Raw genomic sequence first — 24,385 nt, forward strand, 5'->3', positions numbered from 1 at the left:
TCGGCACGGCGTTCCGATGCAAGAGCGGTGCTCTCTTTTTTGTTCGCCGCTCTTGTTTGTGTGCGGTGCTCTGATTCCGTGCCACACTGGGCCGTATGAGCACCACACAAGGCGCCCGCGCCCGAGCCAGGATCGAGGTCACCGCGGCCATCAAGGACGAGGCGCGCAGACAGCTCGCCGCCGAAGGGGCCTCGAAGCTCTCGTTGCGTGCCGTGGCGCGCGAACTGGGCATGGTGTCCTCCGCGCTGTACCGGTATTTCCCCAGCCGTGACGACCTGCTGACCGCTCTCATCATCGACGCGTACGACTCCCTCGGGGAGGCCGCGGAGGTGGCGCATGCCGATGTCGTGGACGCGGGGCCGTTGCGGCGGTGGGTCGCGGTGTGCGAGGCGGTGCGGCGGTGGGCGCTCGGGCATCCGCACGAGTACGCGCTGATCTACGGATCGCCCGTTCCGGGATATGTCGCTCCCGAGACGACCGTGGCGTCCGCCGCGCGGGTCGCTCTGCTCCTGATCGGGGCCGCGCGGGATGCGCACCGGGAGGGCAGCCTGACCGAGCCTCCGCTCGCCGCCGGTCTTCGTGTCGAGGGCGAGCGGATGGTCGCGGACTTCGCGGATGATCTGCCGCCTGCGGTGGCCGTGGCTCTTGTGGGCGCGTGGGCCGAGCTCTATGGGCTGGTCAGCTTTGAGCTGTTCGGTCAGTTCCGGCGGGTGGTGGAGGAGCGGGACGTGTTCTTCCGGGAGGCGGCGAGACGGCTTGCGGTGGGGGTGGGGCTGGCGGAGGTGTGAGGGCTCTGGAGGGTGCGTGGATCTTCCGTGTCCGCGCCGGTGGGGGCCGGTCGCGCAGTTCCCCGCGCCTCTTCCAGGGGCGCTGCAGTGGACGTACTTCCCAGGGAGTACGCGTGATCACGCCGCCCGGCTGACGTCGTCGCTGCGGGTTGGCGTCTAGCGTGACGTGCATGGACGAGGAGCGGGTCGGCGGTACGGGGTCGCCGTGGTGGCGGCACGGGCCCCCGTGGGGGGACTCGGCGCGGTGGCCCTGGCGGTCGACGCTGCTGGTGACCGTGGTGGTGCTGGGCGGCAGCAACTTCGCCTCGCACAGCCAGCCCGACCGCGTCCACCTCGACCTCATCGGGCGCCTGCTGCTCCTCGCCGGGTCGGCACTGTTGCTGTGGCGGCACCGCTACCCCGTGGGGGTGGCGTTCGGCACGGTGGTCGCCACCGTGCTCTACATCGGCGCCGGATACGCGTACGGCCCGGTCTTCCTGACCGTCGCCCTCGGATGTTTCAGCGCGGTCGTCGCCGGACGGCGATGGGCCGCCTGGGCCGCGCTCGGAATGCTGTGGACGGCACACCTCCTGATCTCGCACTGGCTGTACCGATGGCTGCCGCCGCGGCACGACCACGCGATGCCCTGGGGCGGTGAACTGGCCGTCGCCACCTGGGTGGTGGCCATCGCCGCGATCTCCGAACTCGCCCGCACCCGGCGCGACCAGTGGGCCCGCGACCGTGCCGAGCGCGCCCAGGCGGCCCGCCGCCGCGCCGACGAGGAACGGCTGAGGATGGCCCGCGAACTCCACGACGTCCTCGCGCACAGCATCTCCGTCATCAACGTCCAGGCGGGCGTCGGCCTCGCCCTCCTCGACTCCGACCCGGAACAGGCCCGCACGGCCCTGACCACCATCAAGGCCGCCAGCAAGGAGGCGCTCGGCGAGGTCCGCCAGGTCCTCGACACCCTGCGCGCCCCGGGCGACGCCCCGCGCGCCCCGGCCCCCGGCCTCGACCGGCTCCCCGAACTCGTCCAGCAGGCGGCGAGCGCCGGCCTCACCGTCGAACTGGACGGCACCCCGCCCCGTCTCCCGCCCGGCACCGACCTCGCCGCCTTCCGCGTCGTCCAGGAGGCACTCACCAATGTCGTTCGGCACTCGGGCTCACGGCACGCGCGCGTGCACGTCGAGCACGATCCCCGCGAGCTGCGGCTGCGCGTCGACGACGACGGACCCGCTACCGGCGCGGACGCCGGCGGCAGCGGCAATGGGCTGGCCGGGATGCGGGAACGCGCCGCCGCGCTCGGTGGCACGATCGAGGCGGGTCCCCGCCCGGACGGCGGCTACCGGGTGCTCGCCGTCCTGCCGTTGAAGGTCGCGCCGAAGGAGGACCACCGGTGATCCGTGTACTGCTCGCCGACGACCAGTCCCTGGTGCGGGCCGGGTTCAGGGCGCTGCTCGACGCCCAGTCCGACATCGAGGTGGCCGGTGAGGCCGCCGACGGCGAGGAGGCCGTCCGCGCGGTGGGCGAACTGCGCCCCGACGTCGTCCTGATGGACATCCGCATGCCCCTGCTCGACGGCCTCGCCGCGACCCGCCGGATCACCGGGGACGGTGAACTGAAGGACGTGAGGGTGGTCATGCTGACGACCTTCGAACTCGACGAGTACGTCTTCGAGGCGATCCGCTCCGGCGCGTCCGGCTTCCTGGTGAAGGACACCGAGCCGGACGAACTCCTGCGCGCCGTAAGGGCGGTGGTCGACGGCGACGCGCTGCTGTCGCCCGGGGTGACCCGACGGCTCATCGCCGAGTTCGCGGCCCGCTCCAAGGAACCCGCGACCGCCGACGCCCTCACCCGGCTCACCGAGCGGGAACGGGAGGTGATGGCCCTCGTCGGCATCGGCCTCTCGAACGAGGAGATCGCCCGCCGGCTGGTCGTCAGCCCGCTCACCGCGAAGACCCACGTCAGCCGCACGATGGTCAAACTCGGCGCGCGGGACAGGGCCCAACTGGTCGTGCTGGCCTACGAGTCGGGGTTGGTGCGCCCCGGCTGGCTGGGCTGACCGGTCCCCGGCCGACAGCGGTACAGCACGGTCGCCACCCGTACGAGGAACACGACCGGAGCGAGCACGAGTCCCGCGCGCATCAGCAACCCCCCTACGGACTTGGGCAGTTCGAAGAGGAGCGCGGGCCCGGCGACGGCCCCGAACAGCACCGCCGCCACGAACGCCGCGCTGACCAGCGCGTACCCGATCTCCACGGTCACCGCGTCCCGCTCGGCCTGAGTGCGCCGTCCCCCGTATGTGGTCATCCCGCAAGTCTCACACGCGCGCGCCCGGCGGGGCGATCGACCCCGCCGGGCGCGCACTCAGGGATGCGGCGCGAACGGCACACGCTGCCTGGCGGAGCCCCTAGTCGCGGACCGCCACGCGTTCCGTCTCCGCCGCCGTCACCGTGGACTTGGCCACGACGATGGACTGCTGGGAGCGGCGCACACGCAGCCCGGGCAGGGAGACCAGCAGTCCGGCCAGCGCGACGATCGTCACCACGACCAGCCCGGGACGGTAACTGTCCAGTACCGCCTGCGGGGTGGCGTGCGCCGGGGCGTGGGCGGTGACCACGGCCGTGACGACCGCGAGGAAGATCGCGCCGCCCACCTGCACCGAGGTGTTCAACAGCCCGGAGACCATGCCCTGTTCGTGGTCGTCGACCCCGTTCGTGGCCTGGATGTTGAGCGAGGGGAAGACCAGCGCGAAGGCCCCGCCGATCAGCAGCATCGAGGGCAGGATCACCGACGCGTACACCGGATCGACGCTGACGCGCAGGAACAGGGCGTACCCCACCACCATCAGCGCGAAGCCCACCACGATCAGCCGCTGGGTGCCGAACCGGTCGACGATCGCCCCCATCTTCGTCGAGGACGCCGCCACCAGCGCACCGGCCGGCAGGAAGGCGAGCGCCGTGTGCAACGCCGACCAGCCGAGCAGCTGCTGCATGTAGAGGGTGACCAGGAACTGGAAGCCGACGTACGACCCGAAGAGGGCCATCGCCCCGAGCTGGGCCCGGATCTGGTTCCCGGACCGCAGCACCCCGAGCCGGATCAACGGCCCCGCGGAGCGCCGCTCGACGAACACGAAGACGGTCAGCAGGACGGCGACCGCCAGGAAGGAGAGGAGGGTACGGGCCGACGCCCAGCCGACCTCCGGTGCCTGCACGACGGTGAACACCAGCAGCAGCATCGCCCCCGTGCCGAGCACCGCGCCCGGGACGTCGTAGCCGTTGTGGTCCTTCTCGCGTTCGCTGCGCGGCAGCAGCTTCAGGCCGGCGAGCAGGGCGAGCAGGGCGATGGGCGCGGGGAGCAGCATGGTGAGCCGCCAACTCGCCTCCGTGAGCAGGCCGGAGAGGACCAGGCCCATCGAGAAACCGGTGGCCGCGCAGGTGGTGTAGATGGAGAGGGCGCGGTTGCGCAGCGGGCCCTCGGCGAAGGTCGTCGTGATGATGGACAGGCCGGCCGGTGCGGTGAAGGCCGCGCTGAGGCCCTTGACGAAGCGGCTGGCGATGAGCAGCGGGCCCGAGTCGACGAGCCCGCCGAGCAGCGAGGCCACGGCGAAGACACCCAGGGCGACCAGGAAGACTTGGCGGCGGCCGAGCAGGTCGGCGGTGCGTCCGCCGAGGAGGAGCAGCCCGCCGTATCCCAGGATGTAGCCGCTGACGATCCATTGGAGCGTCGAGGTGGAGAGGTCGAGTTCGGAGCCGATGGAGGGCAGGGCGACACCGACCATCGACACGTCGAGCGCGTCCAGGAACATCGCGGCGCAGAGCACCAGCAGGGTGCCCCACAGCCGGGGGGTCCAACGTCCCTCGGACAGCGGAGGGGAGAGCGGAGAGGTCATGCCGCAGACACTACATGCGCATGCATCGAATGCAAACGCATTTAATTACGATGCAACAAACCCGGTTCTCTGCTACGGTGCGCTGTCATGGCGGCGAAGAAGGCCGAGCAGGCGCTCGTGGACCAGTGGCGGGAGATGCTGGCGCTGCACGCCCGCACGCAGTGCGAACTCGACCGTGCCCTCCATCAACACGGCCTGTGCGGCAGCGACTTCGAGGTGCTGGACGTGCTGTCCGCCGAGCCCTGCGCGTTCCGCGTCCAGGAGATCTCCGAGCGGGTCCACCTCAGTCAGAGCGCCCTGTCCCGGCTGATCGCCCGGCTGGAGAAGGACGGTCTCGTCGAGCGCGGCATGTGCGCGGAGGACCGTCGGGGCGTCCGTGTCACCCTCACCGAAAAAGGCCGCACGCTGCACGGCGAGGTACTCCCGGTGCAGCGTGCGGTGCTGACGAAGATGCTGACCGGCTGAGTGCTCGTCAGGTCCGGTCGCTGGTGGGTCAGTTGGCGGCGAGTGCCGTGCGCAGGGTGCCGACGGCCAGGGTGATCGCGGCCTCGGCGGCGTGGGTCTCGCGCAGGGCGTTGAGCATCACGAAGTCGTGGATGATCCCCTGGAAGCGGACGGCCGTGACCGCGACCCCCGCCTCGCGCAGCTTGTCGGCGTACGCCTCGCCCTCGTCGCGCAGCACGTCCGCCTCACCGGTGATGACCAACGCCGGGGGCAGGCCGGTGAGTTGCTCGGTCGTGGCGCGCAGCGGGGACGCGGTGACCTGGGCCCGCTCGGCCTCGTCGGTCGTGTACTGGTCCCAGAACCACTGCATGCCGTCACGGCGCAGGAAGTAGCCGGTGGCGAACTGGTCGTAGGAGCCGGTGTCGAAGTTCGCGTCGGTGACGGGGTAGAACAACACCTGCTGGACCAGGGGGACATCGCCCCGCTCCTTGGCCATCAGCGTCAGTGCCGCGGTCATGTTGCCGCCCACCGAGTCGCCGGCCACCGCGATGCGCGCCGGGTCCAGGTCCTTGGACGCGCCCTGTTCCACGACCCAGCGGGCGACCGTGTAGTTCTGCTCGATGGCGACCGGGTAGCGGACCTCGGGGGAGAGGTCGTACTCCGGGAAGACCACCGCGGCGTGCGCGCCGACGGCGAGTTCGCGGACGAGGCGGTCGTGGGTGTGGGCGTTGCCGAAGACCCAGCCCGCGCCGTGGATGTAGATGATCACGGGCAGGGTGCCGGTGACTCCGGCGGGGCGGACGATGCGGGTCCTGACCTGGCCGGTCGGGCCGCCGGGGACGGTGATCCACTCCTCGTCGACGGCGGGCTTGGCGATCTCGCCGGACTGGACCTCGTCGACGGCCTTGCGGCCCTCGGCGGGGGCGAGGTCGAAGAGGTAGGGCGGGTTCGCGGTCGCCTCGACGAAGGCCTGGGCGGCGGGTTCGAGAACCGGGCGGCGGGGGGTGTTGTCGGTCATGGCGATCTCCTCGGATCGGGTGCCGCGGGCGGGATTCCGGCGGGGACCGGGCCGGTGTGCGGCACGGGGATTACAGTAGCGCTCGATTAAGTCGTGCACAACTAAAGCGTGCTCGATAGGATCGGCTGGACCTGAACGGTAAAGTGGCCTGGATCGCCCCGTCGGGCGCCGTGGACGTCGAAGAAGCCGCCTGCCCGAGCGAGGAGTCGCGCCATGAGCCCAGCCGCCGAGGGACCGGCCGAGGGATCGCTGCTGCTCGACGACCAGTTGTGCTTCGCGCTGTACGCGGCCTCGCGTGCGGTGACCGCGCGGTACCGGCCACTGCTGGACGCCCTGGGGCTGACCTATCCGCAGTACCTCGTCATGCTCGTGCTCTGGGAGCAGGACTCGATCTCCGTGCGGGACCTGGGCACCGCGCTGCAACTGGAGTCCAGCACCCTCTCGCCGCTGCTGAAGCGGCTGGAGGCGAGCGGACTGCTGCGCCGGGAGCGGCGGCGGGACGACGAGCGGTCGGTCGCCATCCGACTCACCGACGCCGGCGAGCGGCTGCGCGAGCGGGCCGGCTCCGTACCCCTCGCCATCGGCGACGCCATGGGCCTGACGCCCGCTCAGGACGCCCTGGCCAAGCAGCTCCTCCGGCTGATCACCGCCAACGTCAGCGCCGGCTGAACCACCCGCCACCCGCGCGTCCCCGCTCCGCCGGGCGATGTGTCGTCGCGGCGGTTCAGCTTAGTTTGCAGGCCCGACGGCATCTCCGGGACCGGGTCCCCGTATACGGTCCGAAGCGATTTCCCGCACGGACATGGCTTACGTCAACGGAGATTCAAGCCGAACGACCACGTCACCTTCCGGACCACGGAACGCGACCGACGGAGTCGGCACCGTCATCCCCGGCGTAGCCGCGCACGGAACGCCTCGCGCACCGCACACCCGGTCAACCCGCCGCCCGTACAACGACGTTGAGAGGTGCCATGCCGACCCTGGTTCCCGAAGTACCGCCTCCGTCCCCCCAGCCGGACGCCCCGGCCCGGAACGTCACCGCCACCATCGCCCTGGCCTGCGTGGGAGTCTTCGTCTCCTATCTGCCGGTCGTCGGAGTGTCGGTCGCGCTCCCGGTGATCCAGCAGGCGCTCGACGCGTCCACCACCGGGCTCCAGTGGATCACCGACGCCTTCATCCTGCCGACCGCCGCACTCCTCCTGACCTGCGGTGTCATCGGTGACCTCTTCGGCCGCAAGAAGATGTACCTGATCGGTCTGACCCTGTCCTGTCTCGGCTGCCTCGTCGCCCTGACCGCGCACGGCGTCGTCCAGGTCTGCGTCGGCCAGGCGCTCACCGGCGTGGGCACCGCCGCGCTGCTGCCCGCGACCCTCGCGCTGATCAGCCATGTCTGCCCCGACCACCGCGCGCGCGGCACGGCGATAGCCCTGTGGACCGCCGCCCTCGGCCTCGGTCTGACGCTCGGCCCGCTCTTCAACGGCCTGATCGTCGAGCACACCGGCTGGCGCTGGATCTTCCTGCCCACCCTGGCCATCGGCGCCGTCACGGTCCTCGTCGGGTCCGTCGTCCTGACCGACTCCCGCGCGGACCGCGAACGCCACCTCGACATCCCCGGCCAGCTCCTCGCCGTCGTCGCGATCACCGCCGTCGTCTACGGCGTGATCGAGGGCGGGGGCGCACCGGGCTGGGGTTCCGCCGAGGTCGTGACCGCGTTCGTCGTGGCGGCGCTCGCCCTGCCGGTCTTCGTCCTGGTCGAACTGCGCTCGCCCTGCCCGATGCTGGACATGCGGCTGTTCACGTCATCGGCGTTCTCCGGCGCGGCGCTCGTCATGGCGCTCACACTCTTCGCGCAGGTCGGTCTGGTCTTCTCGCTCAGCGAGTACTTCGGGCTCGTCCACCACGCCTCGACCTGGGACATCGGAGTGCGGCTGCTCGCGCTCAACGGCTTCACCGTCGTCCTCGGCCCGCTGGTCGGCCGGCTGATGCACCGCTTCTCGCCCGGCCTCGTGCTGGTGACCGGCCTGCTCGTCGGCGGCACCGGCGCGCTCCTGGTCAACCTCTTCGACGCCGGCACCGGAACCGGCGAAGCGGCCCTGGTCATCGCGGTGTTCGGCATCGGCATCGCGCTGGCCGTCGCCCCGATCACCGCCATCGCCATGAACAGCCTGCCGCGCCGTCTGGCCAGCACCGGGGGCGCCGCCAACAGCGCGCTCCGGCAGATCGGCAGCGCCCTCGGCCCCGCGATCTTCGGTGTCATCCTCACCCACCGCACCCTGGACGCCCTGCCCGCCCATGTCGCCGCGTCCGGCCTCGACCCCGCCGACCAGGGCCAGGTCATCGGCATGGTCAACGGCGCGGGCATCCAGGCGGGCGCCTTCCTGCACCTCGACTCCGGCGAGGCGACCGGCCGGGCCCTCGCCGCCTACGGAGCGAGCTTCACCGACGCGCTGCACACCTGCGCCCTCGTCGGCGGCATCGGCATGCTGGTCGCCGCGGCCGTCGCGATCACCACCATCGGCGTCCGCGCCCGCGCACCCCACGGCGAACCGGAGGCCACGGCGGCGACCCACCCCGCCGCCGGAGCGACCGCGCTCGGCGAGACCGGCTGACCGACACCCGCCGTTCCGAGGGACGGTCGGCCTCCGGCCGTGACTCCGGAGGCCGACCGTCCCGGCGCTACGCCCCTCCCGTGCTGTCGTTCTCCACCGCCGGGGCGAGCAGATGGCACAGCGAGTCCGCCAGCAGCCGCAGCGGATCGTCGGTCTCCAACGGCCACTCGACGGCGATCCACGCGGCGAAGAACGACTCCGTCTGCAGCACGGCCATCAGCGCGCGCTGGCGGGCCTCCGCCGGGTCGACGCCCCGCCACCGCTCCGGGGGGCCGACCAGCATCGCGACATAGCGTTCGTGAGCCTCGACGTACTGCACCCGGCCCTCGCCGAGACTCCGCAGCGCCGCCGGGGCCGCCGCGTTGGCGACCCGGCGTACCGGTGCCATCGCGCGCCAGTCGGCCGCCGCCTCGTCCAGCCAGGCGCGGATGCCGACCCGGGTCCAGCGCGGCAGCGCGGCCAGTTCCGCGTAGGCCTCGCCCATCACGCCGTACACCCGCGCCACCAGCGCGTCGACGATCTCGGCCTTGCCGGGGAAATGGGCGTAGACCGTGGCCCGTGTCACCCCCGCCGCCCGGGCGATGTCCTCCATCCGCGCGTCCAGGAACGGCTTCTCGGTGAGCACCGTGACGGCCGCGTCGAGCAGGCGGCGATGGGTCAGGTTCTTCTGTTCTTCGCGGAGGTTCCTCCGGGGCGTCGGCTCCATCCGACCAGTGTCTTGCATGGACAGCGCTCCGTGATCGCGGGCGCCGGGCCGGCGGGGCCGAGCACGGCTCAGGGTCCGGGGAACCTCTCAGCTCGACGGGGGCCAGTCGGCGTACCGGATGCGGCGCAGGTCGACGACGTCCCCCACGGTGCTCCACTCGTCCTTGCCGAGACGGGCCAGCGGGCGCAGCCGGTCGATCTCCGGGTGGCCGTCGACGAGGACGTGCTCGTCGATCGCGAGATGCACCACCCGGCCGAAGACCACGGTGTCCTGACCCAGCCGGAGCGTGCTGTGCAGTTCGCACTCCAGCGCCACGGGGGAACCGGCGACGCGGGACGGCTTCACCTGGACCGAGGCCTCGCGTTCCACCCCCACCGCGTCGAACTCGCTCACGCCCGCCGGGAAGTCCGTGGCGGTCCTGTTCACCGCGTCGATGAGCGGCTCCGGGGCGAGGTTGACCACGAACTGCCCGGTCGCCTCGACATTGCGCAGGGAGTCCTTGCGGCCGACCGAGGTGAACTGCACGATCGGCGGCCTGGCCGACGACACCGTGAAGAAGGAATGGGGAGCGAGATTGTCGACGCCGTCGGCGGAGACCGTGGACACCCAGGCGATGGGCCGGGGGACGACCGTCGCGGTGAGCAGCCGGTAGACCGCGGACGGATCCATCCGGGCCGGGTTGAATTCAGTGCGCATAGCAGCGATATATCAGACGCCCAGGGGACACCGGGCCGGTGGTGGTGAGGCCGCGGCGGGGGAGCCGGCGCCCCGGAAACCCCCAACTGCCCCTGCACACGCCGAACTTGTGACAACCCTGTGACCGGAATTATGGCCTCCGTCACATGCGCGAAGTAGGCGCGCTGATCGGATGACCGGATGCGCAGACCCGCCCCACCCCGCCCGGCCCCCGGCCGCACCGTGCCCCTCCTGTCGGTTCTCGCCGCGACCGCCCTGCTGCTCACGGCCTGCGGCACGGAGCACGGCGGTGCCGGCGGCACCGGGGCGGGCGCGGCCGGGGCAGCGGCCCGCACGCAGATCGACGACCCGGGCAAGGACGGCGTACGGGTCACCTCGCTCACAGTGCCGTCGCCTTCACCCTCGCCCACCCGCAGCTACTCCGTCTCCGCCGACAGCCTCCCCGGGGACTCGGGGATCGTCGCCGCCTACGAAGTCACCAACAAGGGCACCGCGACCCTGACGTACACGATCGTCATCACCTTCACGAGCGCCGACGGCGGGGCCATGGGCAACCAGACCGTGACCGTCCGCGCCGTCGGTCCCGGCAGGACCGTCCGGGGCACGGTCCGGGCCGGTGTGCTCCCGCCCGGCACACCGAGGGTGACGGGCGCCAAGGTGCTGGAGGTGACCAAGGTCCCCTCGGGCGAGGCACCGGCCGCACCGGGCACGTGCCCCGCCTCGGGGATCCGGGTCAGCGCGGACCGGGGCGACGCGGCCATGGGGCTGCGGGTCGTCGGCCTGCATCTCGACAACTGCGGCACGCGCGACTACTCCGTCGACGGGTACCCCGTGCTGGAACTCCTCGACGACGACCTCCAGCACGTCGACGGCATCAAGATCCTCGACGGCGGCGGTGGGATCACCTTCGGCGACGCGGACGACGAGCCGGCCGGTCCCGTCACGCTCAAGCCCGGCGAGTCGGCGCTCGCCACCCTGACCTGGCGCAACACCACCGACTTCGGCACAGCGGTGAACGTGCCCCATGTACGGGTGCGGGCGAAGGCCGGTGCCCCTCCGGTGATCGTGACCCCGAACCTGGACCTCGGGACCACCGGGAAGCTCGGGGTCACCGCCTGGCGGCCCGCGAAGGACTGAACCGACCCCGCCGTGGCGGGCACGTGCGGGACGACGGCGACCGCCGTGGTCGTCCCGCCCCGCACCCGCCCGCCACCGCAGGGCCCGGCGGTCAGCTGCCGACGAGCATCTGCCAGGTCAGCGGCCCCACTTGGCCGTCCACACCGAGGCTGTGCGCGGACTGGAAGGCGCGGGCCGCGCTGTTGGTGCCGGAGCCGAAGTCGCCGTCGACGGTGAGGCCGTAGCCGAACTTGTTCAGCTCCACCTGGGCGGCGCGGACGGCGTCGCCGCTGGAGCCCGTCTGCACCTGGACGATGAGCGCGGACCAGGTCTGCGGGCCGATCTCGCCGTCCACACCGAGGCCGTGCGCGGACTGGAAGCTCTTGGCCGCGGCGAGGGTGCCGGACCCGAACTGGCCGTCCGCGCTGATCGAGGCGCCGTGGTAGCGCAGCAGGTACTGCGCGGCCAGTACGTTGTTCCCGGTGTCGCCCTCGATGACGTTCGGCCAGGGCGGTGCGACCGTGCTGCCGCCCGAGGCGCCGCTCCCGGTGCCGACGAGCATCTGCCAGGTCTGCGGGCCGACTTGACCGTCGACGCCCAGGCCGTGCGCGGACTGGAAGGCGCGGGCCGCGGTGTCGGTGCCGGAGCCGAAGTTGCCGTCGACGGTGAGGTTGTAGCCGAACCGGTTCAGCTCCACCTGGGCCGCCCGGACCGCGTCGCCGCTGGAGCCCGACTGCACCTGGACGACCAGTGCCGACCAGGTCTGCGGGCCGATCTGGCCGTCCACACCGAGGCCCTTGGCGGACTGGAAGCTCTTCGTCGCGGCGAGGGTGTCCGCCCCGAACTGGCCGTCGGCGGTGATCGAGGCGCCGTGGTACCGCAGCAGATACTGCGCCGCCTGCACGTTCGGTCCCGACATGCCGTCGGTGATGTTCGGCCAGGACGGCAGGATGACGCCGGTACCGCCGCCGCCCTCGCCGCCCCACTGCCCGTAGTCGGCGGCCATCGCCTGGTCGAGGTCCGCGTCGTGACCGGCGACCGAGATGCCGTTCTGGACCTGCCGCAACTGCGCGCGGCTGTCCCAGCTTCCGCCGGACCACGCGTACGTCTGCCAGCCCCAGGTGATCTTCCCGTTGTCGAAGAGCTCCTTGATCACGTGATAGCCGCCGTACGCACCGGTCCTGGACCGGCCGATCACCGAGGCGACGCCGTCGAAGTAGGAGTTGAGCGCGGAGTACATCGAGGACTGGAGGTCGAAGTCGACGCTGAAGTAGATCGGCCGCGTCGACGGCATCCCGTTCGCCAGCGCCTGCCGCTGCGCCTCGGTGGCGTGCCCGGCCCCCTGGGAGTACGGGTCCGCGGGGACGCCGCTCTGCCAGTCCTGCAGTCCGTCGGACTCCCAGTTGGAGACGATGCCCAGATTCGCGGCGGTCAGCGCCTGCGCCTCGGACAGGGTGAGGACCTTCGGGTTCGGCAGCCAGCTGAGGTAACGGCACGCGAAGCCGTAGCCCGCCGAGGCGACCGAACCGGCGGTGAGCGACGCGTCGGAGTAGTCGATCCCGTAACTGGTCGTCGTGGCCGCGGTGGTGGCGGCCGATGCCGACCGGGCGAATCCGATGCCGGTCGCGGTGGCCACCGCGGCGCTGCCGGCGAGAGTCAGGAGTCTGCGGCGAGACAGCTGACGGCCATTGTCAAACAGGTCCATGACACGTTCCAATCCTTGACGTCCGAATGCGGTGAGCGGGGCGGGGCCGCTGGGCGACGCGGCGTTCGAGTCCTTGCGCGGTGCGAGTCGTGAGCAGCGCTGCAGGTGATCTTTGGGCTCCGGTCCCGCCCGTGTCCACAACGGGCGGGGATCTGGTGGGATGACGGGACGACACCGGCGCTGACCTGCGGGGACGCACGGTGATGTGACGGTTGGGCGGGACGGTTCCTCAGTGCGCGGTGACGCGGTAGCAGGTGGCCGGGGCGTGCGCGGACCGCGCCAGGCACGCGGTCAGGCGCGCGCTGCCGGCGCGGAGACCGAGCAGCGGGGTGTAGACGAACGCGTTCAGCTGGTGGGTGGTGTGCACCGTGACGCTCTGCGTGGGCTGCCCGGGCTCGGCCAGCGTGAGCCTGTCGCCGAGGCGCGTGTTCCAGACCCGCGCCCAGACGGCCCGGCACAGCGGGTTGTAACGGACCTCGAGTCCGGCACCGCTCGGGGTCAGCCGGTGCAGCAGCGTCTGCGGTTCCACCCCGCACAGGGTCACGCCCGGATCGTGGCCGGTACAGGCGCCGCCCACACAGCCGACGTGGAAGACGGACACGCCGGGCGTGGGCGTTCCCGACGGGACGGCTTCCGGCGTCCCGCCCCGCCGCCAGACCGACGTCAGGGCGAGGGCCACGCACAGTGCCAGTACGCAGGCGACCGCCCACGCCCGCACACTCCACCGGCCGCGCTCGGATCGACGCGGGCCGGCACCGGATTCCGGCGCCGCGAGGCGCCGCTCGGGAGCAACGGCCGTGTCCGCAGCCACAGTTGACTCGATCGGCACCACCGCCACCGGCGCTTCCCGCACCGCGCCGCGTCCGCTGGTGGTGGCCTCGGCCAGCTCCCACAGCGTCCGTATCCGGGCCGTGGGCTCGTCGGCCAGCCGGCACAGGGAGCGTACGGCGAGCCACGGCGGCAGCACGGTACCGCCGAGGTAGCGGTGCCAGGAGGACCTGCTGTACGCGGACTTGCCGGCCAGCTCCGTGATGGACAGCCCGGTGCGCTCCCGAAGGGCCCGCAACTCGGCGGCCAGCAGGGCGAATTCCGGGCGGGCCCCGCTCATCCGCGCAGGGCGGCCCAGGTCGACGGCCCCACCTGTCCGTCCACGTCCAGGTGGAACCTCTTCTGCGCCTGGATCACCGCGGACTCGGTCAGGGGCCCGAAGTTCCCGTCGATGCCACCGGGGGTGATGCCGGCCCGCTGGAGCAGACACTGCAGTTCGGCGACGGCCGGTCCGGACATGTCGACGGCCAGCTGCTGTGCGCGCGTCGTGCTGTTCCCGGCGTACCAGCGCCCGTCCCGCCGGGTGTACGCGCAGGTGAAGGCCGTCTGCGTGGGGACCGCGACCGGCGCCGTACCGCTGACGCCGTGGGCGGCGGCGACCTGGGTGGGCTGTACGAGCACCAGAACCGTCACCGCTCCCATGACCATGCCGCAGCCGAGCAGGCCCAACTGCCGCCATCCGGTGAGGTGGTGACGGTGCCCGCCCACGCGGGAGTCCGGACGGTCGCCGCTCGCTCCCGCTGCCACGGGCTCGGGCGCCGCGGGCTCCGGCGGCGGGGTCGACGGCCCGGCGGGCGACTCCGGTTCGGCGGGTCCCGACCGTCGAGCGCTCACCGCCGCGTCCAGCAGTGCGAGGAGCCGCACCGGATCGGCGCCCACCACCTCCGCCAGGGACCGCACGGCCGCGGGCGGCGGCAGCGCGCGACCGCTCAGATAGCGCTCCCACGACGAGGCGCTGTACCCGGTCGCCGAGGCCAGTCGCTTGATCGGCAACCCGCTGAAGTCCTTGGCCTTACGCAGGTGCGCCACCAGTGCGGCCACCGCCGGGTCGATCCCCGCAGGCAAGGCACGCCACCGCGCCATCCCGCCCCCTTTGAAGACTGCGCCCTCTTCCGGCGCGAAGCATAACGGCTCGGACCGTCGCGACCCGGGCCGATCCGGCCCCAACTACCAGGTGTTGCCCAGGCGTTGACCAGCGACACGGACGAGGTCCCCGCCGCACGGGGGTCGGGCGGACCAGGCGGGCCGGGTGAGCTCGACGGGCCAGGCATATCGCTCCGTATCGGCTCTGTCTCCCGTCGCCATACGCCATGTATGGTGAGCCGACTTCGCTATACGCGGCGTATAGCGAGCGCGTGGCTTGGAGACCGTCGTATGAGCACGGCAGCGAATGGCGTGAACGGGTCGGATACGGCCGGGGCTTCGGCCGCCGATCGTCGGAAGGTGCTGAAGGCGCTCAGCGGGCTGCTGCTCGCGCTGTTCGTCTCCACGCTCAGCAGTACGGTCGTCTCCAGCGCGCTCCCGAAGATCATCGGGGCGGTGCACGGGTCGCAGACCCAGTACACGTGGGTCGTCACCGCCACGCTGCTCACGACCACGGCGACGACGCCGATCTGGGGCAAGCTCGCCGACCTGTTCAGCAAGCGGACCCTCGTGCAGATCTCCATCGGGGTCTTCGTGCTGGGTGCCGTGGCGTCCGGGGCGAGCCGCACCGCAGGGGAGCTGATAGCCGCGCGAGCGCTGCAGGGCGTCGGGGTGGGAGGCGTGCAGGCCCTCGTCCAGATCACCCTCGCGGCGATGATCCCGCCCCGCGAACGCGGCCGGTACAGCGGCTACTTGAGCAGCGTCACCGCCATGTCGACCATCGGCGGGCCCCTCCTCGGCGGGGTCGTCGTCGACACCTCGTGGCTGGGCTGGCGATGGTGCTTCTTCATCGGCGTGCCGATCGCCGCCGTAGCCCTGTTCCTGCTGCAGCGGACGCTGAACCTGCCCGTCCTCCGGCGTGAGAACGTCACCATCGACTACCTCGGGGCGACCCTCATCGCCTCCGGGGTCAGCGTGCTGCTGGTGTGGGTGTCGTTCGTCGACAACTCCTTCGGCTGGGTCTCGTGGCAGAGCGCGGCCATGGTGGCCGGCGGGCTGCTGCTGATCGGCGCGGCCGTGCGGGTGGAGTCGCGGGCCGCCGAACCCGTCGTACCGCTGGGCATCGTGAGACAGCGGACCACCGCGCTCGCGATCGTCGGGAGCCTGGCCGTCGGTACGGCCATGTTCGGGGCCGCCGTGTTCCTCAGCCAGTACTTCCAGCTCAGCCGGGGGCACAGTCCGACCGAGGCGGGACTGCTGACGATTCCGATGATGGCGGGCATCCTCGTCGCCTCGACGGTCGCGGGCCGGCTGATCAGCAGGACCGGGAAGATCAAGCCGTTCATCATCACCGGAGCCGTCCTGCTGACCGTCGGGTTCGTCGTCCTCGGCACGATCGACTCCAGGACGTCCATGGTGCTGCTCGGCGTGGCGATGCTGTGTGTCGGGATGGGTGTCGGCATGACGCTGCAGAACCTGGTCCTCGTCGTGCAGAACACCGTGCCGTTGAAGGACATCGGGGCGGCCAGCTCGACGGTGTCGTTCTTCCGCTCGCTCGGCGGCACGATCGGTGTCTCCGTCCTCGGCGCCGTGCTCGCCCGGCGCGTCCAGGACCAGATCGCGCACGGACTCGCCTCGGCCGGACTGCGGACCACGGGCGCCACCACCGACGTCTCCGCACAGCCCGCCGCCGTACAGCAGATCATCCGTGTCGCGTACGGCGATGCCACCGCGCGGATCTTCCTGCTCTCCGCCGCCGCGGCCGTCCTCGCGGTGATCGCCGCGATCCTGCTGAAGCCGGTCAGTCTGCGCAGCAGTCTCGACCTGACCGAGAAGAGCGGGGAGGCGGCGGTTCCCGCGGAGGCGGGCTGACGGTGGTGTCCCGCGGAGGCCGTTCAGCCTTGCGCGGCGGGCTCGTTGGCCTGTTCACCGCGCCAGGTGACGTGCAATCAGCCCTCCGCCGCGCGCCGGGTGAGGAAGCCGATGCCGGCCGCGACGGCGGCCAGTACGGCCACGCTGGTGAGGGCGGCGGGGAGGGAGTACCAGTCGGCCATGAAACCGATGGCGGGCGGGCCCAGGAGCATGCCGCCGTAGCCGAGGGTGGAGGCGATGGCGACGCCGTCGGGGCCCGCGAGGGTGCCGGCGCGTTCGACGGCGACGGGGAACAGGTTGGCGAGGCCGAGCCCGGTGATCACGAAGCCGAGGACGGCGAGCCACAGGGCGGGCGCGAGGGCGCCGAGCAGCATGCCGACGGCGGCGGTCGTGCCGCCGGACACGAGGGTGCGGGTACGGCCGAGGCGTTCGAGGAGCCGGGTGCCGGAGAGCCGGCCGACGGTCATGGCCAGCGCGAAGCAGGAGTAGCCGATGGCCGCGGCGCCCGCGGTGGCGTCGAGGTCCTGCTCCAGGTGCAGAGCGCTCCAGTCGGCGAGGGCGCCTTCGCCGAAGGCGGTGCAGAGGGCGATCAGGCCGAAGGTGAAGACGAGGCCTCGGGTGCGGGGGTTCAGGCGGCGGGGTGAGGGTGCTGGTGTGGGCGAGGTGTTGGGCGATTGCCCGGGGGCTTGCTCCGGTGAGGCGGTCGGCGAGGCCTTCGGTGAATCCTCCGGTGAGCCTTCTGGTGAGTCCTTCGCTACGTCGTCGGGAAACGCCGGGGGCTTCTGGCGCAGCAGGCTGCGGCCGACCAGCGCGGTGACGAGCAGGCCGATCAGGGTGAGGCCGAACAGGTGCTGGGTCGGGGTGAAAGCGCCCGCGACCAGTCCGCCGAGCCCGGCGCCGACCATGCCGCCCAGGCTGAACGCGGCGTGGAAGCTGGGCATGATGGGCCGCCGCATGGCCCTGACGAGGTCGACCGCGGCGCTGTTGAAGGCGACGTTGATCCCGCCGTAGGCCGCGCCGAAGACCAGGAGGACGAGGCCGAGGGTGAGCGCGGAGTGGGTGAGCGGGGGAAGGGAGACGCTCAGGGAGAGCAACACGGCGCAGACCACGGTGACTTGGTGGTTGCCGTAGCGGTGGCAGAGGCGGCCGGTGAGCATCATGGTGATCACGGCGCCCGCGGACACGCCGAGCAGGGCGAGGCCGAGGGTGCTGGCGGAGGCGCCGGTCTGTTCCTTGATGGCGGGGATGCGGACGACCCAGCCGGCGAAGATGAAGCCGTCGAGGGCGAAGAACGCGGTCAGGGTGATCCGGAGGCGGGTGAGGTCGGTGAGGGCGCCCGGCACGACGTTGTGCGTTCGGGGTTTGTTTATCTGCGGCACAAACCCAGGCTAGGCGGGTGGGAGGACGGGGACAAGGGCGCTGGGGGTGGGGTGGGCTGCGCGGGGGCGTCGGGCGGGGTGGGCTGGTGCCGGGGTGTCGGGGTGTCGGGGTGTCGGGGTGCCGGGGTGCAAGGGGGTGAGGCCGCTGCCGACGCTGAGGGCCGAGGCCGAAGCCGTGGCCGGTACCGACGCTGAAACCGAGGCTGCCTCCGTGGCGCGCGGCATTTCGGCCCGATGTTCCGCTGACCGCCAGGAGGTCTCAGGTCACTGCGGCTTTACCGCAACCGCAACCGCAACCGCCATCGCCTCGCCCCCGGGAGCCGCAGACCCCGTCCGCTGTGCCCCTGCGGGTCGGCCGCGCCCCCGGCCGCAGGGCCCTGGTCGGCCGCCCCCAGCAGTCGTTCCCCCCGGAACCTCCGCTGGGGGCGGCCGTCCCCTACTTCAGACCGATCGTCGCGCAAGCCGTCGCGTACTTCGGGGTGCAGATGTCCGCGACGGAGTAGACGCCGTCCGTGATCACCGTGTCCTTGATGTTGTCCTTGGTGAGGGCGACGACCGGGACCAGCATCGTGGGGATCTTCCGCTCCGTGGGGCTGTCGACCGTGTCACGGGTCAGCGCGTCGAACTGGATGTCGTGGCCCTGGACCTTGTAGACGGCCATGTCCGCGGCACGGGTCGCCTCCTCGATGAACGGCTTGTACGCGGTCATGTACTGATCGCCGGAGACGATCCGCTGCACCGCGTCCAGGTTCGCGTCCTGGCCGGTCACCGGTGGGATCTTCGTGGCGCCCGCGTCCTTCAGGGCCTTGACGACGGCGCCCGCGAGACCGTCGTTGGCCGCGTAGACAGCGGCGATGTTGCTGAGGCCGATGGTCTTGATCGCGTCCTTCATATTGGCCTCGGCGACCGCGGGTGACCACTTGGCGGTGTCGTACTGCTTGGCTATCCGGACCGTGTCCTTGAATTCACCGAGGGCGCCCTCCTTGAACTTCGCGTAGTTCGTGTCGGAGGGGTCACCGTTCATCATGACGATCTTGCTGGACGGCGCCTTGCTGCCGAGTGCCGTGATGATCGCGCGGGCCTGGATCTCGCCGACGAGTTCGTTGTCGTGCGAGATGTACGCGGTGATCGGACCTTGTGCGAGGCGGTCGTAGGCGATGACGGGGATGCCGGCGTCCTTCGCCTTCTGTACGTCCGGCGCGATGGCCTTCGCGTCCAGCGCGTCCACGAGGATGACGTCGACCTTCCGGTCCACCATCTGCTGGAACTGGCGGCTCTGCTTGTCCTGGCTCGCCTCGGCGTTGGTGTAGACGACCTTGCCCTTGCCGTGGGTGAGGGCGGCGACCTCCTTCTCGATGACGGGGTGGTCGAAGCTCTCGAAGCGTGCGGTGTCCTTGTCGGGCAGGAGCAGACCCACCGTGATGTCGTCGCCCTTCTCCGGAGACGCGGAGCTGTCGCTTCCGCCTACTCCGTCGACGACGCCGCACGCGGTGAGCGCCAGCGCGGACGCGGAGGCGGTCAGGGCTGTCGCGAGACGACGTACGGGGATTCCACAAAGGACAGGAGCGCTCAAGGCGGGCGCCTTTCGAGTGTGCGGGGGGGGAGAGGGGGGAGGGGGTTCGGCTGTGCGGGATCTGTGGGTGAACGTCACCGTCGCACTTCCTCGATGTGGAGGGTGTGGTGCTCACGGAGAGAGGTTGTGGCGGGTTCGGGGTGGGAGGTGTTCGGGCGGCCGTTGATGGAGAAGGTGTGCGGGACTTCCGTGGGGAAGGTGCTGGTGGGCTCCGCGGAGGAGGGGCGCGGGCCGTTCGCGAGCGGGGTGGTGGCGGTGCTCGGGCGGGGGCGCGGAGTTCCGGCTGATGTCGTAACCCTGAGTGTCGCGGCGGGTGTTGAGGACGGCGGGGAGTCGCGGAGGAATCCGCCGCTTCTGTCCGTTCCGCGGCAGAAGCCGTCACTTCTCCGCCAGGTCGTGAATCCGGCCGCCGCCTCCGCCCGGATCACCGCCGCTCACCTCACCCGCACGGGGAATGGCCGCGAGCTGTCCCACGTTGCGGCGGGTATGACGACGAACGCGCCGCGGCCCGAGATCCTGCGCTACACCGCCTTCTCCAGCGACCCCGACGGCGGCAACCCCGCGGGCGTGGTCCTGGACGCCAACGCCCTTGACGACAGCGCCATGTTGGCGATCGCCGCCGATCTCGGGTACTCGGAGTCCGCGTTCCTGACCGCACCGCCGGAGGGACTCGGCGGCGAGGAGGGGCGCGCGTACGGCATCCGTTACTTCAGTCCCAAGGCCGAGGTGCCGTTCTGCGGGCACGCCACCGTCGCCACCGCCCTTGCGCTCGCCGAGCGGGTCGGGCCGGGGGAGCTGGTGTTCGCGACCCGCGCGGGTGTCGTACCGGTCGAGGTGGTCGACGAGGACGGGACGCTGCGGGCCACCCTCACGAGCGTGGAACCGCAGGTCGAGGAGGTCGCGGAGGCCGACCTCGTGGAGGCCCTGGCCGCGCTCGACTGGCCGGCGGCCGACCTCGACCCCGCCTTCCCGCCCCGCATCGCCTTCGCCGGAGCCCGCCATCTCGTCCTCGCCGTGGCGACCCGCGCCCGACTGGCCGATCTGGCCTACGACTTCGCGCGCCTCGAAGCGCTGATGCACCAACTGGACCTGACCACCGTCCAGTTGGTGTGGCGGGAGTCGGCCACCGTCTTCCATGTCCGCGACCCGTTCCCCGTCGGCGGTGTCGTCGAGGACCCGGCGACCGGTGCCGCTGCCGCCGCGTTCGGGGCGTACGTACGGGAGTTGGGCCTCGTCCCCGAGGACGCCGTCCTCACCCTGCACCAGGGTGAGGACCTGGGCCGCCCCGGCGAACTCACCGTGACGCTGCGCGCCGGCGACCCGCGCGTCCGTGTCGGGGGCACGGGGACCCGTATCGGCTGACGGGTCGGCGACTGCGGAAGGTCGGCCACGGCGGCGCGCCGCGCCAGGGCGGTGAGGCGGGAACCGGCCCTCCCCACCGCCCTTCGAGACACCGGCCCTCCCCACCGCCCTGCCGGACACCGGCCCCCCGCCACGTCACGGCGCCCACCGCGCCCGGTGTTTCAGAAGGCGTGTGCCATCAGTTCGCCGAACAGGGCGTCCTCGTCGGCGTCGAGGCCCCGGGAACGGAACCAGGCGCAGATGTTGGCGCAGTCGCGCTGGAGGAAGCTCATCCCGTTGAGGTTGCCGACCAGGTCGACGATCTGCGGGAGGTCGATGACGACCAGCCGGTCGCCCGCCGCCAGGATGTTGTACGCCGAGAGGTCGCCGTGCACGATGCCGTTCTGCACCATCGTCGCGAGCGCGTCGGTGAGTTGGGCGAAGTAGGACGCCAGCAGCTCGGGTGAGGGGCGGGTCTGGGCGAGCCGGGGCGCGGTCCGGACGGTGCCGTCCTCGTCGGTGACGGTGATCCACTCCATCAGGATCTCGGTGCCGTCGATCTGGACCGGATAGGGGACCGGCAGCCCGAGTTTCCAGAACCGCACCAGCGCGGCCCACTCGGACACCGCCCACTCGCCGGCCGCGACCTGACGGCCGAACGTGCTCTTCCGCTTGACCGCCCGCTCGTCGCGTGAGCGCTTCATCGAGCGGCCCTCGGTGTAGGACGCGGCGCGGTGGAAGCTCCGGTGCTCGGAGGAGCGGTACCGCTTGGCGGCCATCACCACGCCGGCGTCGGGGTCGAGCGGGTCGGCGCGCTCGACGAGGTGGACGTCGGCTTCCTTGCCGGTCTTGAGGACGCCCAGCTCGGTGTCGATCGCGCCCTGGGAGGTCACGACCCAGTCCGGGAGCGGCTCGGGGCCGCGGCTGAGGGGTTCGACGCTGAGCCAGGTCGACCAGCGCCGGCCGTCGGCGAGGTCGTCGTCGTACGCGTGGAAGTCGAAGACGAACCGGTCGTCGATGTCGTCCATGCCGTCCGACGGTGGGTCACCGAGGTGCGGCGAGGTGCCGAAGTCGTCAGGAAACGCCGGGTGTCGGGAGTTCTCGGGGTGCTGCGGGAGATCGTCGCGAGACATCGCTGGAGGTGCTCCATGGGGTGAGAGGAAGGCGGGCTACGGGCATGCCGACGACAGTCGTGGTCACAGTCGCGCCTCCTCTCGTGGAGCACCGGGCAGCTCCCGGTGTCCCGCCCATGGTGAGGGCCGGACACCGGGAGCGACAACCGAATTAACGCCGACGGTCGGCCGACGGGATCCGGATTTCTTCTAACAAAATTATCATCGAAATTGTCAACAATCGTGCGGCGCCGGCTCATGATCCCGGCCTACAGTCTGGGACTCGTACGAGCCGCACAGCCCGATGTGCCCGCGGCGTCGCCGGGGCGGTGCCCAAGGACGGCTGTGACCACGCAACTCGCCGCACAAGGAGGTCCACGGGTGGAGATCAACCGCAGAACCGTCATCCGGAGCGTCACGGGCGCCGCTGCCCTGGCCACGTTCGGAATCGCCGAGGGCGCGACGGCCACGGCCTTCGCCGCCACCTCGTCGTCGGGCGGTTCGTCGAGCCGCTCCGCGAGCACGTCCGCGGCGTACTCGCTGGAGTTCGACCCGACCGCGTGGTCGTACGACGCGACCAACGACGTGTACTACCAGATAGGGAAGGTGTACGTCGGGAACCCGGCCGCGACGGACTACGAGAACCTGTCGGTCTACGTTCCGGGCGCCTATCTGAAGGCCACCGCGAACAGCGACGGGACCACGTACACCGCGAGGACCGACCCGAAGGGCACGGTCGGCCGGTACTCGGGACGCACGGCGCCGATCGTGATCCCGGTGAACACCCCCGGCTACGCCCAGCAGGCGCCCGCCACCTCGTACCGCTACGACAGCGTGTCGGAGTACCTGGAAGCCGGGCTCATCTACGTGTGGCCGGGGCTGCGCGGCCGGGACAGCTCGACCAGCACCCGCTCCGACGCGGCCCCCTGGGGCGTCACCGACCTCAAGGCCGCCGTCCGGTTCCTCCGGTACAACCGGAGTGTCCTGCCCGGCAGCACGGACGACATCGTCCTGTTCGGCATGAGCGGCGGCGGCGCCCAGGACACCGTGGCGGGCACGTCGGGCGACAGCCCCCTCTACCACCCCTACCTGCGCACGATCGGCGCCGCCATGGAGGACGCGGACGGCCGCCCCCTCAGCGACGCGGTCGCCGGTGTCATGGCCTGGTGCCCGATCACCGACCTGCACGAGGCCAACCTGTCCTACGAGTGGAACATGGGCCAGTTCGCGTCGACCGGCACGCGCGCGTCGAGCACGTGGACCAGCGCCTACTCGGCGGACCTCGCGAAGGCCTGGCCCACGTACGTCAACCGGCTGGGCCTGCGCGACGAGCACGGCAGGCGCCTGGAACTGACCCCGTCCGGCAGCGGCACCTACCTGGCCGGCAGCTACCACGACCACCTGATCGGGGTGATCACCACCTCGTTGAACAACTTCCTGTCGGACAACACCTTCCCGTACACCGTCACGACGATGGGCGGCCCGCCCGGATCGGGTTCGACGGGGACCTCGACGACGTACGAGACGGTCGACGACTACATCGCGTACCTCAACTCCGCCAGTACATGGGTCACTTACGACGCCACGACCAACACGGCGACGGTGTCCGGCCTCGAAGGCTTCGTGCGCAGCCAGAAGACGGCGAACAAGCCGGTCGGCGCGTTCGACGGATACGCCCGGGGACAGGGCGAGAACAGCGTCTTCGCGATGGGACTGAACCTCCCGGCGCACTTCGCGCCGCTCACCCGCGACGTCGTCAGGGCGAACCAGACGACGTACGCCACCTACTCCGACTGGAACGCCGACTACGGCGTCGCCGCGTACGACAGCGACTTCGCCAAGAAGGACAGCGTCGGCAAGGACATGGCCTGGCGGGGGCAGGCGTACAACCCGATGTACTTCCTCTCGCCCGCGTTCGACGGCTACCGGCAGTCGCGGGTGGCACGGCACTGGCGCATCCGCACCGGCATCATGCAGGGCGACACGGCCAACACCACCGAGATCAACCTCGCGTTGGCGCTGCGGAACTACGGCGTCCGTGACGTCGACTTCGCCACCGTGTGGGCCGAGGCGCACACGATGGCCGAGCGCACCGGCGACCCGACGGCGAACTTCATCACCTGGGTCGAGTCCGTCGTCAGGAACTGACCGGCCGCTCCGGCCCCGCCGGGCGCCTGAGCGACCCCCTCGCTCAGGCGCCCGGCATGATCCTCCGGCCACCGTTTTCTTGCCCGGCTCTTCCCT

At 71.3% G+C, this 24,385-nt stretch carries 21 protein-coding genes; 10 read left to right on the plus strand and 11 right to left on the minus strand.

Annotated features, from left to right (window positions below; all coding sequences use genetic code 11):
- Positions 1–95 precede the first annotated feature (95 nt).
- The 3 genes from ACIPTO_RS35505 (at position 96) to ACIPTO_RS35515 (ending at position 2,829) form a co-directional block, all read left to right on the plus strand.
- Complete coding sequence (locus tag ACIPTO_RS35505) at positions 96–788, plus strand: TetR/AcrR family transcriptional regulator (protein WP_401198921.1); 693 nt, start codon at positions 96–98, stop codon at positions 786–788.
- Positions 789–958: 170 nt separating this feature from the next.
- Positions 959–2,167, plus strand: coding sequence for a sensor histidine kinase (locus ACIPTO_RS35510; protein WP_401198923.1), 1,209 nt, complete (start codon positions 959–961; stop codon positions 2,165–2,167).
- A complete protein-coding gene (locus tag ACIPTO_RS35515; protein WP_366320384.1) occupies positions 2,164–2,829 on the plus strand; it encodes a response regulator transcription factor in 666 nt (221 codons plus the stop codon). The genes ACIPTO_RS35510 and ACIPTO_RS35515 overlap by 4 nt, the downstream gene beginning before the upstream one ends.
- Here ACIPTO_RS35515 and ACIPTO_RS35520 read toward each other — a convergent pair.
- Complete coding sequence (locus ACIPTO_RS35520) at positions 2,790–3,077, minus strand: DUF6332 family protein (protein WP_401198925.1); 288 nt, start codon at positions 3,075–3,077, stop codon at positions 2,790–2,792. The two genes, ACIPTO_RS35515 and ACIPTO_RS35520, sit on opposite strands and share 40 nt — an antisense overlap.
- Positions 3,078–3,177: 100 nt before the next feature.
- On the minus strand, positions 3,178–4,659 hold the full coding sequence (locus ACIPTO_RS35525; protein ID WP_401198927.1) for an MFS transporter: 1,482 nt from the start codon (positions 4,657–4,659) through the stop codon (positions 3,178–3,180).
- Positions 4,660–4,746: 87 nt separating this feature from the next.
- Between ACIPTO_RS35525 and ACIPTO_RS35530 the strand changes: the two genes are divergently transcribed.
- Positions 4,747–5,124, plus strand: a complete 378-nt coding sequence (locus tag ACIPTO_RS35530) for a MarR family winged helix-turn-helix transcriptional regulator (RefSeq protein ID WP_401198929.1) — start codon at positions 4,747–4,749, stop codon at positions 5,122–5,124.
- A 28-nt stretch (positions 5,125–5,152) separates the two neighbouring features.
- On the opposite strand, the gene ACIPTO_RS35535 is transcribed toward ACIPTO_RS35530, so the two are convergent.
- A complete protein-coding gene (locus ACIPTO_RS35535) occupies positions 5,153–6,121 on the minus strand; it encodes an alpha/beta hydrolase (protein WP_401198931.1) in 969 nt (322 codons plus the stop codon).
- Positions 6,122–6,334: 213 nt separating this feature from the next.
- Between ACIPTO_RS35535 and ACIPTO_RS35540 the strand changes: the two genes are divergently transcribed.
- Entirely contained in the window at positions 6,335–6,790 is a 456-nt protein-coding gene (locus ACIPTO_RS35540) for a transcriptional regulator, SarA/Rot family (RefSeq protein ID WP_366320374.1), read from the plus strand.
- A gap of 302 nt (positions 6,791–7,092) precedes the next feature.
- On the plus strand, positions 7,093–8,730 hold the full coding sequence (locus ACIPTO_RS35545; RefSeq protein ID WP_401198933.1) for an MFS transporter: 1,638 nt from the start codon (positions 7,093–7,095) through the stop codon (positions 8,728–8,730).
- A 67-nt stretch (positions 8,731–8,797) separates the two neighbouring features.
- Here the strand turns inward: ACIPTO_RS35545 and ACIPTO_RS35550 are convergent, their stop codons facing one another.
- Together ACIPTO_RS35550 and ACIPTO_RS35555 are read right to left on the minus strand one after the other, a co-directional pair.
- A complete protein-coding gene (locus ACIPTO_RS35550; RefSeq protein ID WP_401198935.1) occupies positions 8,798–9,436 on the minus strand; it encodes a TetR/AcrR family transcriptional regulator in 639 nt (212 codons plus the stop codon).
- A gap of 87 nt (positions 9,437–9,523) precedes the next feature.
- Complete coding sequence (locus ACIPTO_RS35555; protein WP_401198937.1) at positions 9,524–10,132, minus strand: flavin reductase family protein; 609 nt, start codon at positions 10,130–10,132, stop codon at positions 9,524–9,526.
- A 180-nt stretch (positions 10,133–10,312) separates the two neighbouring features.
- Between ACIPTO_RS35555 and ACIPTO_RS35560 the strand changes: the two genes are divergently transcribed.
- Positions 10,313–11,269, plus strand: coding sequence for a DUF4232 domain-containing protein (locus ACIPTO_RS35560; RefSeq protein WP_401198939.1), 957 nt, complete (start codon positions 10,313–10,315; stop codon positions 11,267–11,269).
- Between the two features lie 91 nt (positions 11,270–11,360).
- Here ACIPTO_RS35560 and ACIPTO_RS35565 read toward each other — a convergent pair whose 3' ends face one another.
- The 3 genes from ACIPTO_RS35565 to ACIPTO_RS35575 all read right to left on the minus strand — a co-directional run bounded on the left by ACIPTO_RS35565 (position 11,361) and on the right by ACIPTO_RS35575 (position 14,846).
- Entirely contained in the window at positions 11,361–12,953 is a 1,593-nt protein-coding gene (locus ACIPTO_RS35565; protein WP_366320364.1) for a peptidoglycan-binding protein, read from the minus strand.
- Positions 12,954–13,182: 229 nt separating this feature from the next.
- Positions 13,183–14,061, minus strand: a complete 879-nt coding sequence (locus tag ACIPTO_RS35570; RefSeq protein WP_401198941.1) for a DUF2690 domain-containing protein — start codon at positions 14,059–14,061, stop codon at positions 13,183–13,185.
- Positions 14,058–14,846, minus strand: coding sequence for a peptidoglycan-binding protein (locus ACIPTO_RS35575; protein WP_401198943.1), 789 nt, complete (start codon positions 14,844–14,846; stop codon positions 14,058–14,060). Before ACIPTO_RS35575 ends, ACIPTO_RS35570 begins: the two co-directional genes overlap by 4 nt.
- Before the next feature lie 309 nt (positions 14,847–15,155).
- Between ACIPTO_RS35575 and ACIPTO_RS35580 the strand changes: the two genes are divergently transcribed.
- On the plus strand, positions 15,156–16,736 hold the full coding sequence (locus ACIPTO_RS35580) for an MFS transporter (RefSeq protein WP_401198945.1): 1,581 nt from the start codon (positions 15,156–15,158) through the stop codon (positions 16,734–16,736).
- Between the two features lie 77 nt (positions 16,737–16,813).
- Here ACIPTO_RS35580 and ACIPTO_RS35585 read toward each other — a convergent pair whose 3' ends face one another.
- Both ACIPTO_RS35585 and ACIPTO_RS35590 read right to left on the minus strand, forming a co-directional pair.
- Entirely contained in the window at positions 16,814–18,115 is a 1,302-nt protein-coding gene (locus tag ACIPTO_RS35585; protein WP_401198947.1) for an MFS transporter, read from the minus strand.
- Positions 18,116–18,551: 436 nt separating this feature from the next.
- A complete protein-coding gene (locus ACIPTO_RS35590; RefSeq protein ID WP_401198949.1) occupies positions 18,552–19,688 on the minus strand; it encodes a sugar ABC transporter substrate-binding protein in 1,137 nt (378 codons plus the stop codon).
- Positions 19,689–20,174: 486 nt separating this feature from the next.
- Here ACIPTO_RS35590 and ACIPTO_RS35595 point away from each other — a divergent pair, with 486 nt between their 5' ends.
- Positions 20,175–21,050: a PhzF family phenazine biosynthesis protein gene (locus ACIPTO_RS35595; RefSeq protein ID WP_401198951.1), complete on the plus strand. Its 876-nt coding sequence runs from the start codon at positions 20,175–20,177 to the stop codon at positions 21,048–21,050.
- Between the two features lie 161 nt (positions 21,051–21,211).
- On the opposite strand, the gene ACIPTO_RS35600 is transcribed toward ACIPTO_RS35595, so the two are convergent.
- Positions 21,212–22,162: a serine protein kinase RIO gene (locus ACIPTO_RS35600; protein WP_401198953.1), complete on the minus strand. Its 951-nt coding sequence runs from the start codon at positions 22,160–22,162 to the stop codon at positions 21,212–21,214.
- A 360-nt stretch (positions 22,163–22,522) separates the two neighbouring features.
- On the opposite strand from ACIPTO_RS35600, the gene ACIPTO_RS35605 reads away from it, so the two are divergent.
- Positions 22,523–24,289, plus strand: a complete 1,767-nt coding sequence (locus ACIPTO_RS35605) for an esterase (RefSeq protein ID WP_401198955.1) — start codon at positions 22,523–22,525, stop codon at positions 24,287–24,289.
- The last annotated feature ends 96 nt before the right edge of the window (positions 24,290–24,385 follow it).

Origin of the sequence: Streptomyces sp. NPDC090083 (assembly GCF_044747445.1) — a bacterium.
GTDB lineage: Bacteria > Actinomycetota > Actinomycetes > Streptomycetales > Streptomycetaceae > Streptomyces.

What these genes read in the sequence shown, in the direction of transcription:
- ACIPTO_RS35505 (WP_401198921.1), top strand. Translation starts at nt 96, where the DNA reads ATGAGCACCACACAAGGCGCCCGCGCCCGAGCCAGGATCGAGGTCACC.
- ACIPTO_RS35510 (WP_401198923.1), top strand. Translation starts at nt 959, where the DNA reads ATGGACGAGGAGCGGGTCGGCGGTACGGGGTCGCCGTGGTGGCGGCAC.
- ACIPTO_RS35520 (WP_401198925.1), bottom strand. Translation starts at nt 3,077, where the DNA reads ATGACCACATACGGGGGACGGCGCACTCAGGCCGAGCGGGACGCGGTG.
- ACIPTO_RS35525 (WP_401198927.1), bottom strand. Translation starts at nt 4,659, where the DNA reads ATGACCTCTCCGCTCTCCCCTCCGCTGTCCGAGGGACGTTGGACCCCC.
- ACIPTO_RS35530 (WP_401198929.1), top strand. Translation starts at nt 4,747, where the DNA reads ATGGCGGCGAAGAAGGCCGAGCAGGCGCTCGTGGACCAGTGGCGGGAG.
- ACIPTO_RS35535 (WP_401198931.1), bottom strand. Translation starts at nt 6,121, where the DNA reads ATGACCGACAACACCCCCCGCCGCCCGGTTCTCGAACCCGCCGCCCAG.
- ACIPTO_RS35540 (WP_366320374.1), top strand. Translation starts at nt 6,335, where the DNA reads ATGAGCCCAGCCGCCGAGGGACCGGCCGAGGGATCGCTGCTGCTCGAC.
- ACIPTO_RS35545 (WP_401198933.1), top strand. Translation starts at nt 7,093, where the DNA reads ATGCCGACCCTGGTTCCCGAAGTACCGCCTCCGTCCCCCCAGCCGGAC.
- ACIPTO_RS35550 (WP_401198935.1), bottom strand. Translation starts at nt 9,436, where the DNA reads ATGGAGCCGACGCCCCGGAGGAACCTCCGCGAAGAACAGAAGAACCTG.
- ACIPTO_RS35555 (WP_401198937.1), bottom strand. Translation starts at nt 10,132, where the DNA reads ATGCGCACTGAATTCAACCCGGCCCGGATGGATCCGTCCGCGGTCTAC.
- ACIPTO_RS35560 (WP_401198939.1), top strand. Translation starts at nt 10,313, where the DNA reads ATGCGCAGACCCGCCCCACCCCGCCCGGCCCCCGGCCGCACCGTGCCC.
- ACIPTO_RS35565 (WP_366320364.1), bottom strand. Translation starts at nt 12,953, where the DNA reads ATGGACCTGTTTGACAATGGCCGTCAGCTGTCTCGCCGCAGACTCCTG.
- ACIPTO_RS35570 (WP_401198941.1), bottom strand. Translation starts at nt 14,061, where the DNA reads ATGAGCGGGGCCCGCCCGGAATTCGCCCTGCTGGCCGCCGAGTTGCGG.
- ACIPTO_RS35580 (WP_401198945.1), top strand. Translation starts at nt 15,156, where the DNA reads ATGAGCACGGCAGCGAATGGCGTGAACGGGTCGGATACGGCCGGGGCT.
- ACIPTO_RS35595 (WP_401198951.1), top strand. Translation starts at nt 20,175, where the DNA reads ATGACGACGAACGCGCCGCGGCCCGAGATCCTGCGCTACACCGCCTTC.
- ACIPTO_RS35600 (WP_401198953.1), bottom strand. Translation starts at nt 22,162, where the DNA reads ATGTCTCGCGACGATCTCCCGCAGCACCCCGAGAACTCCCGACACCCG.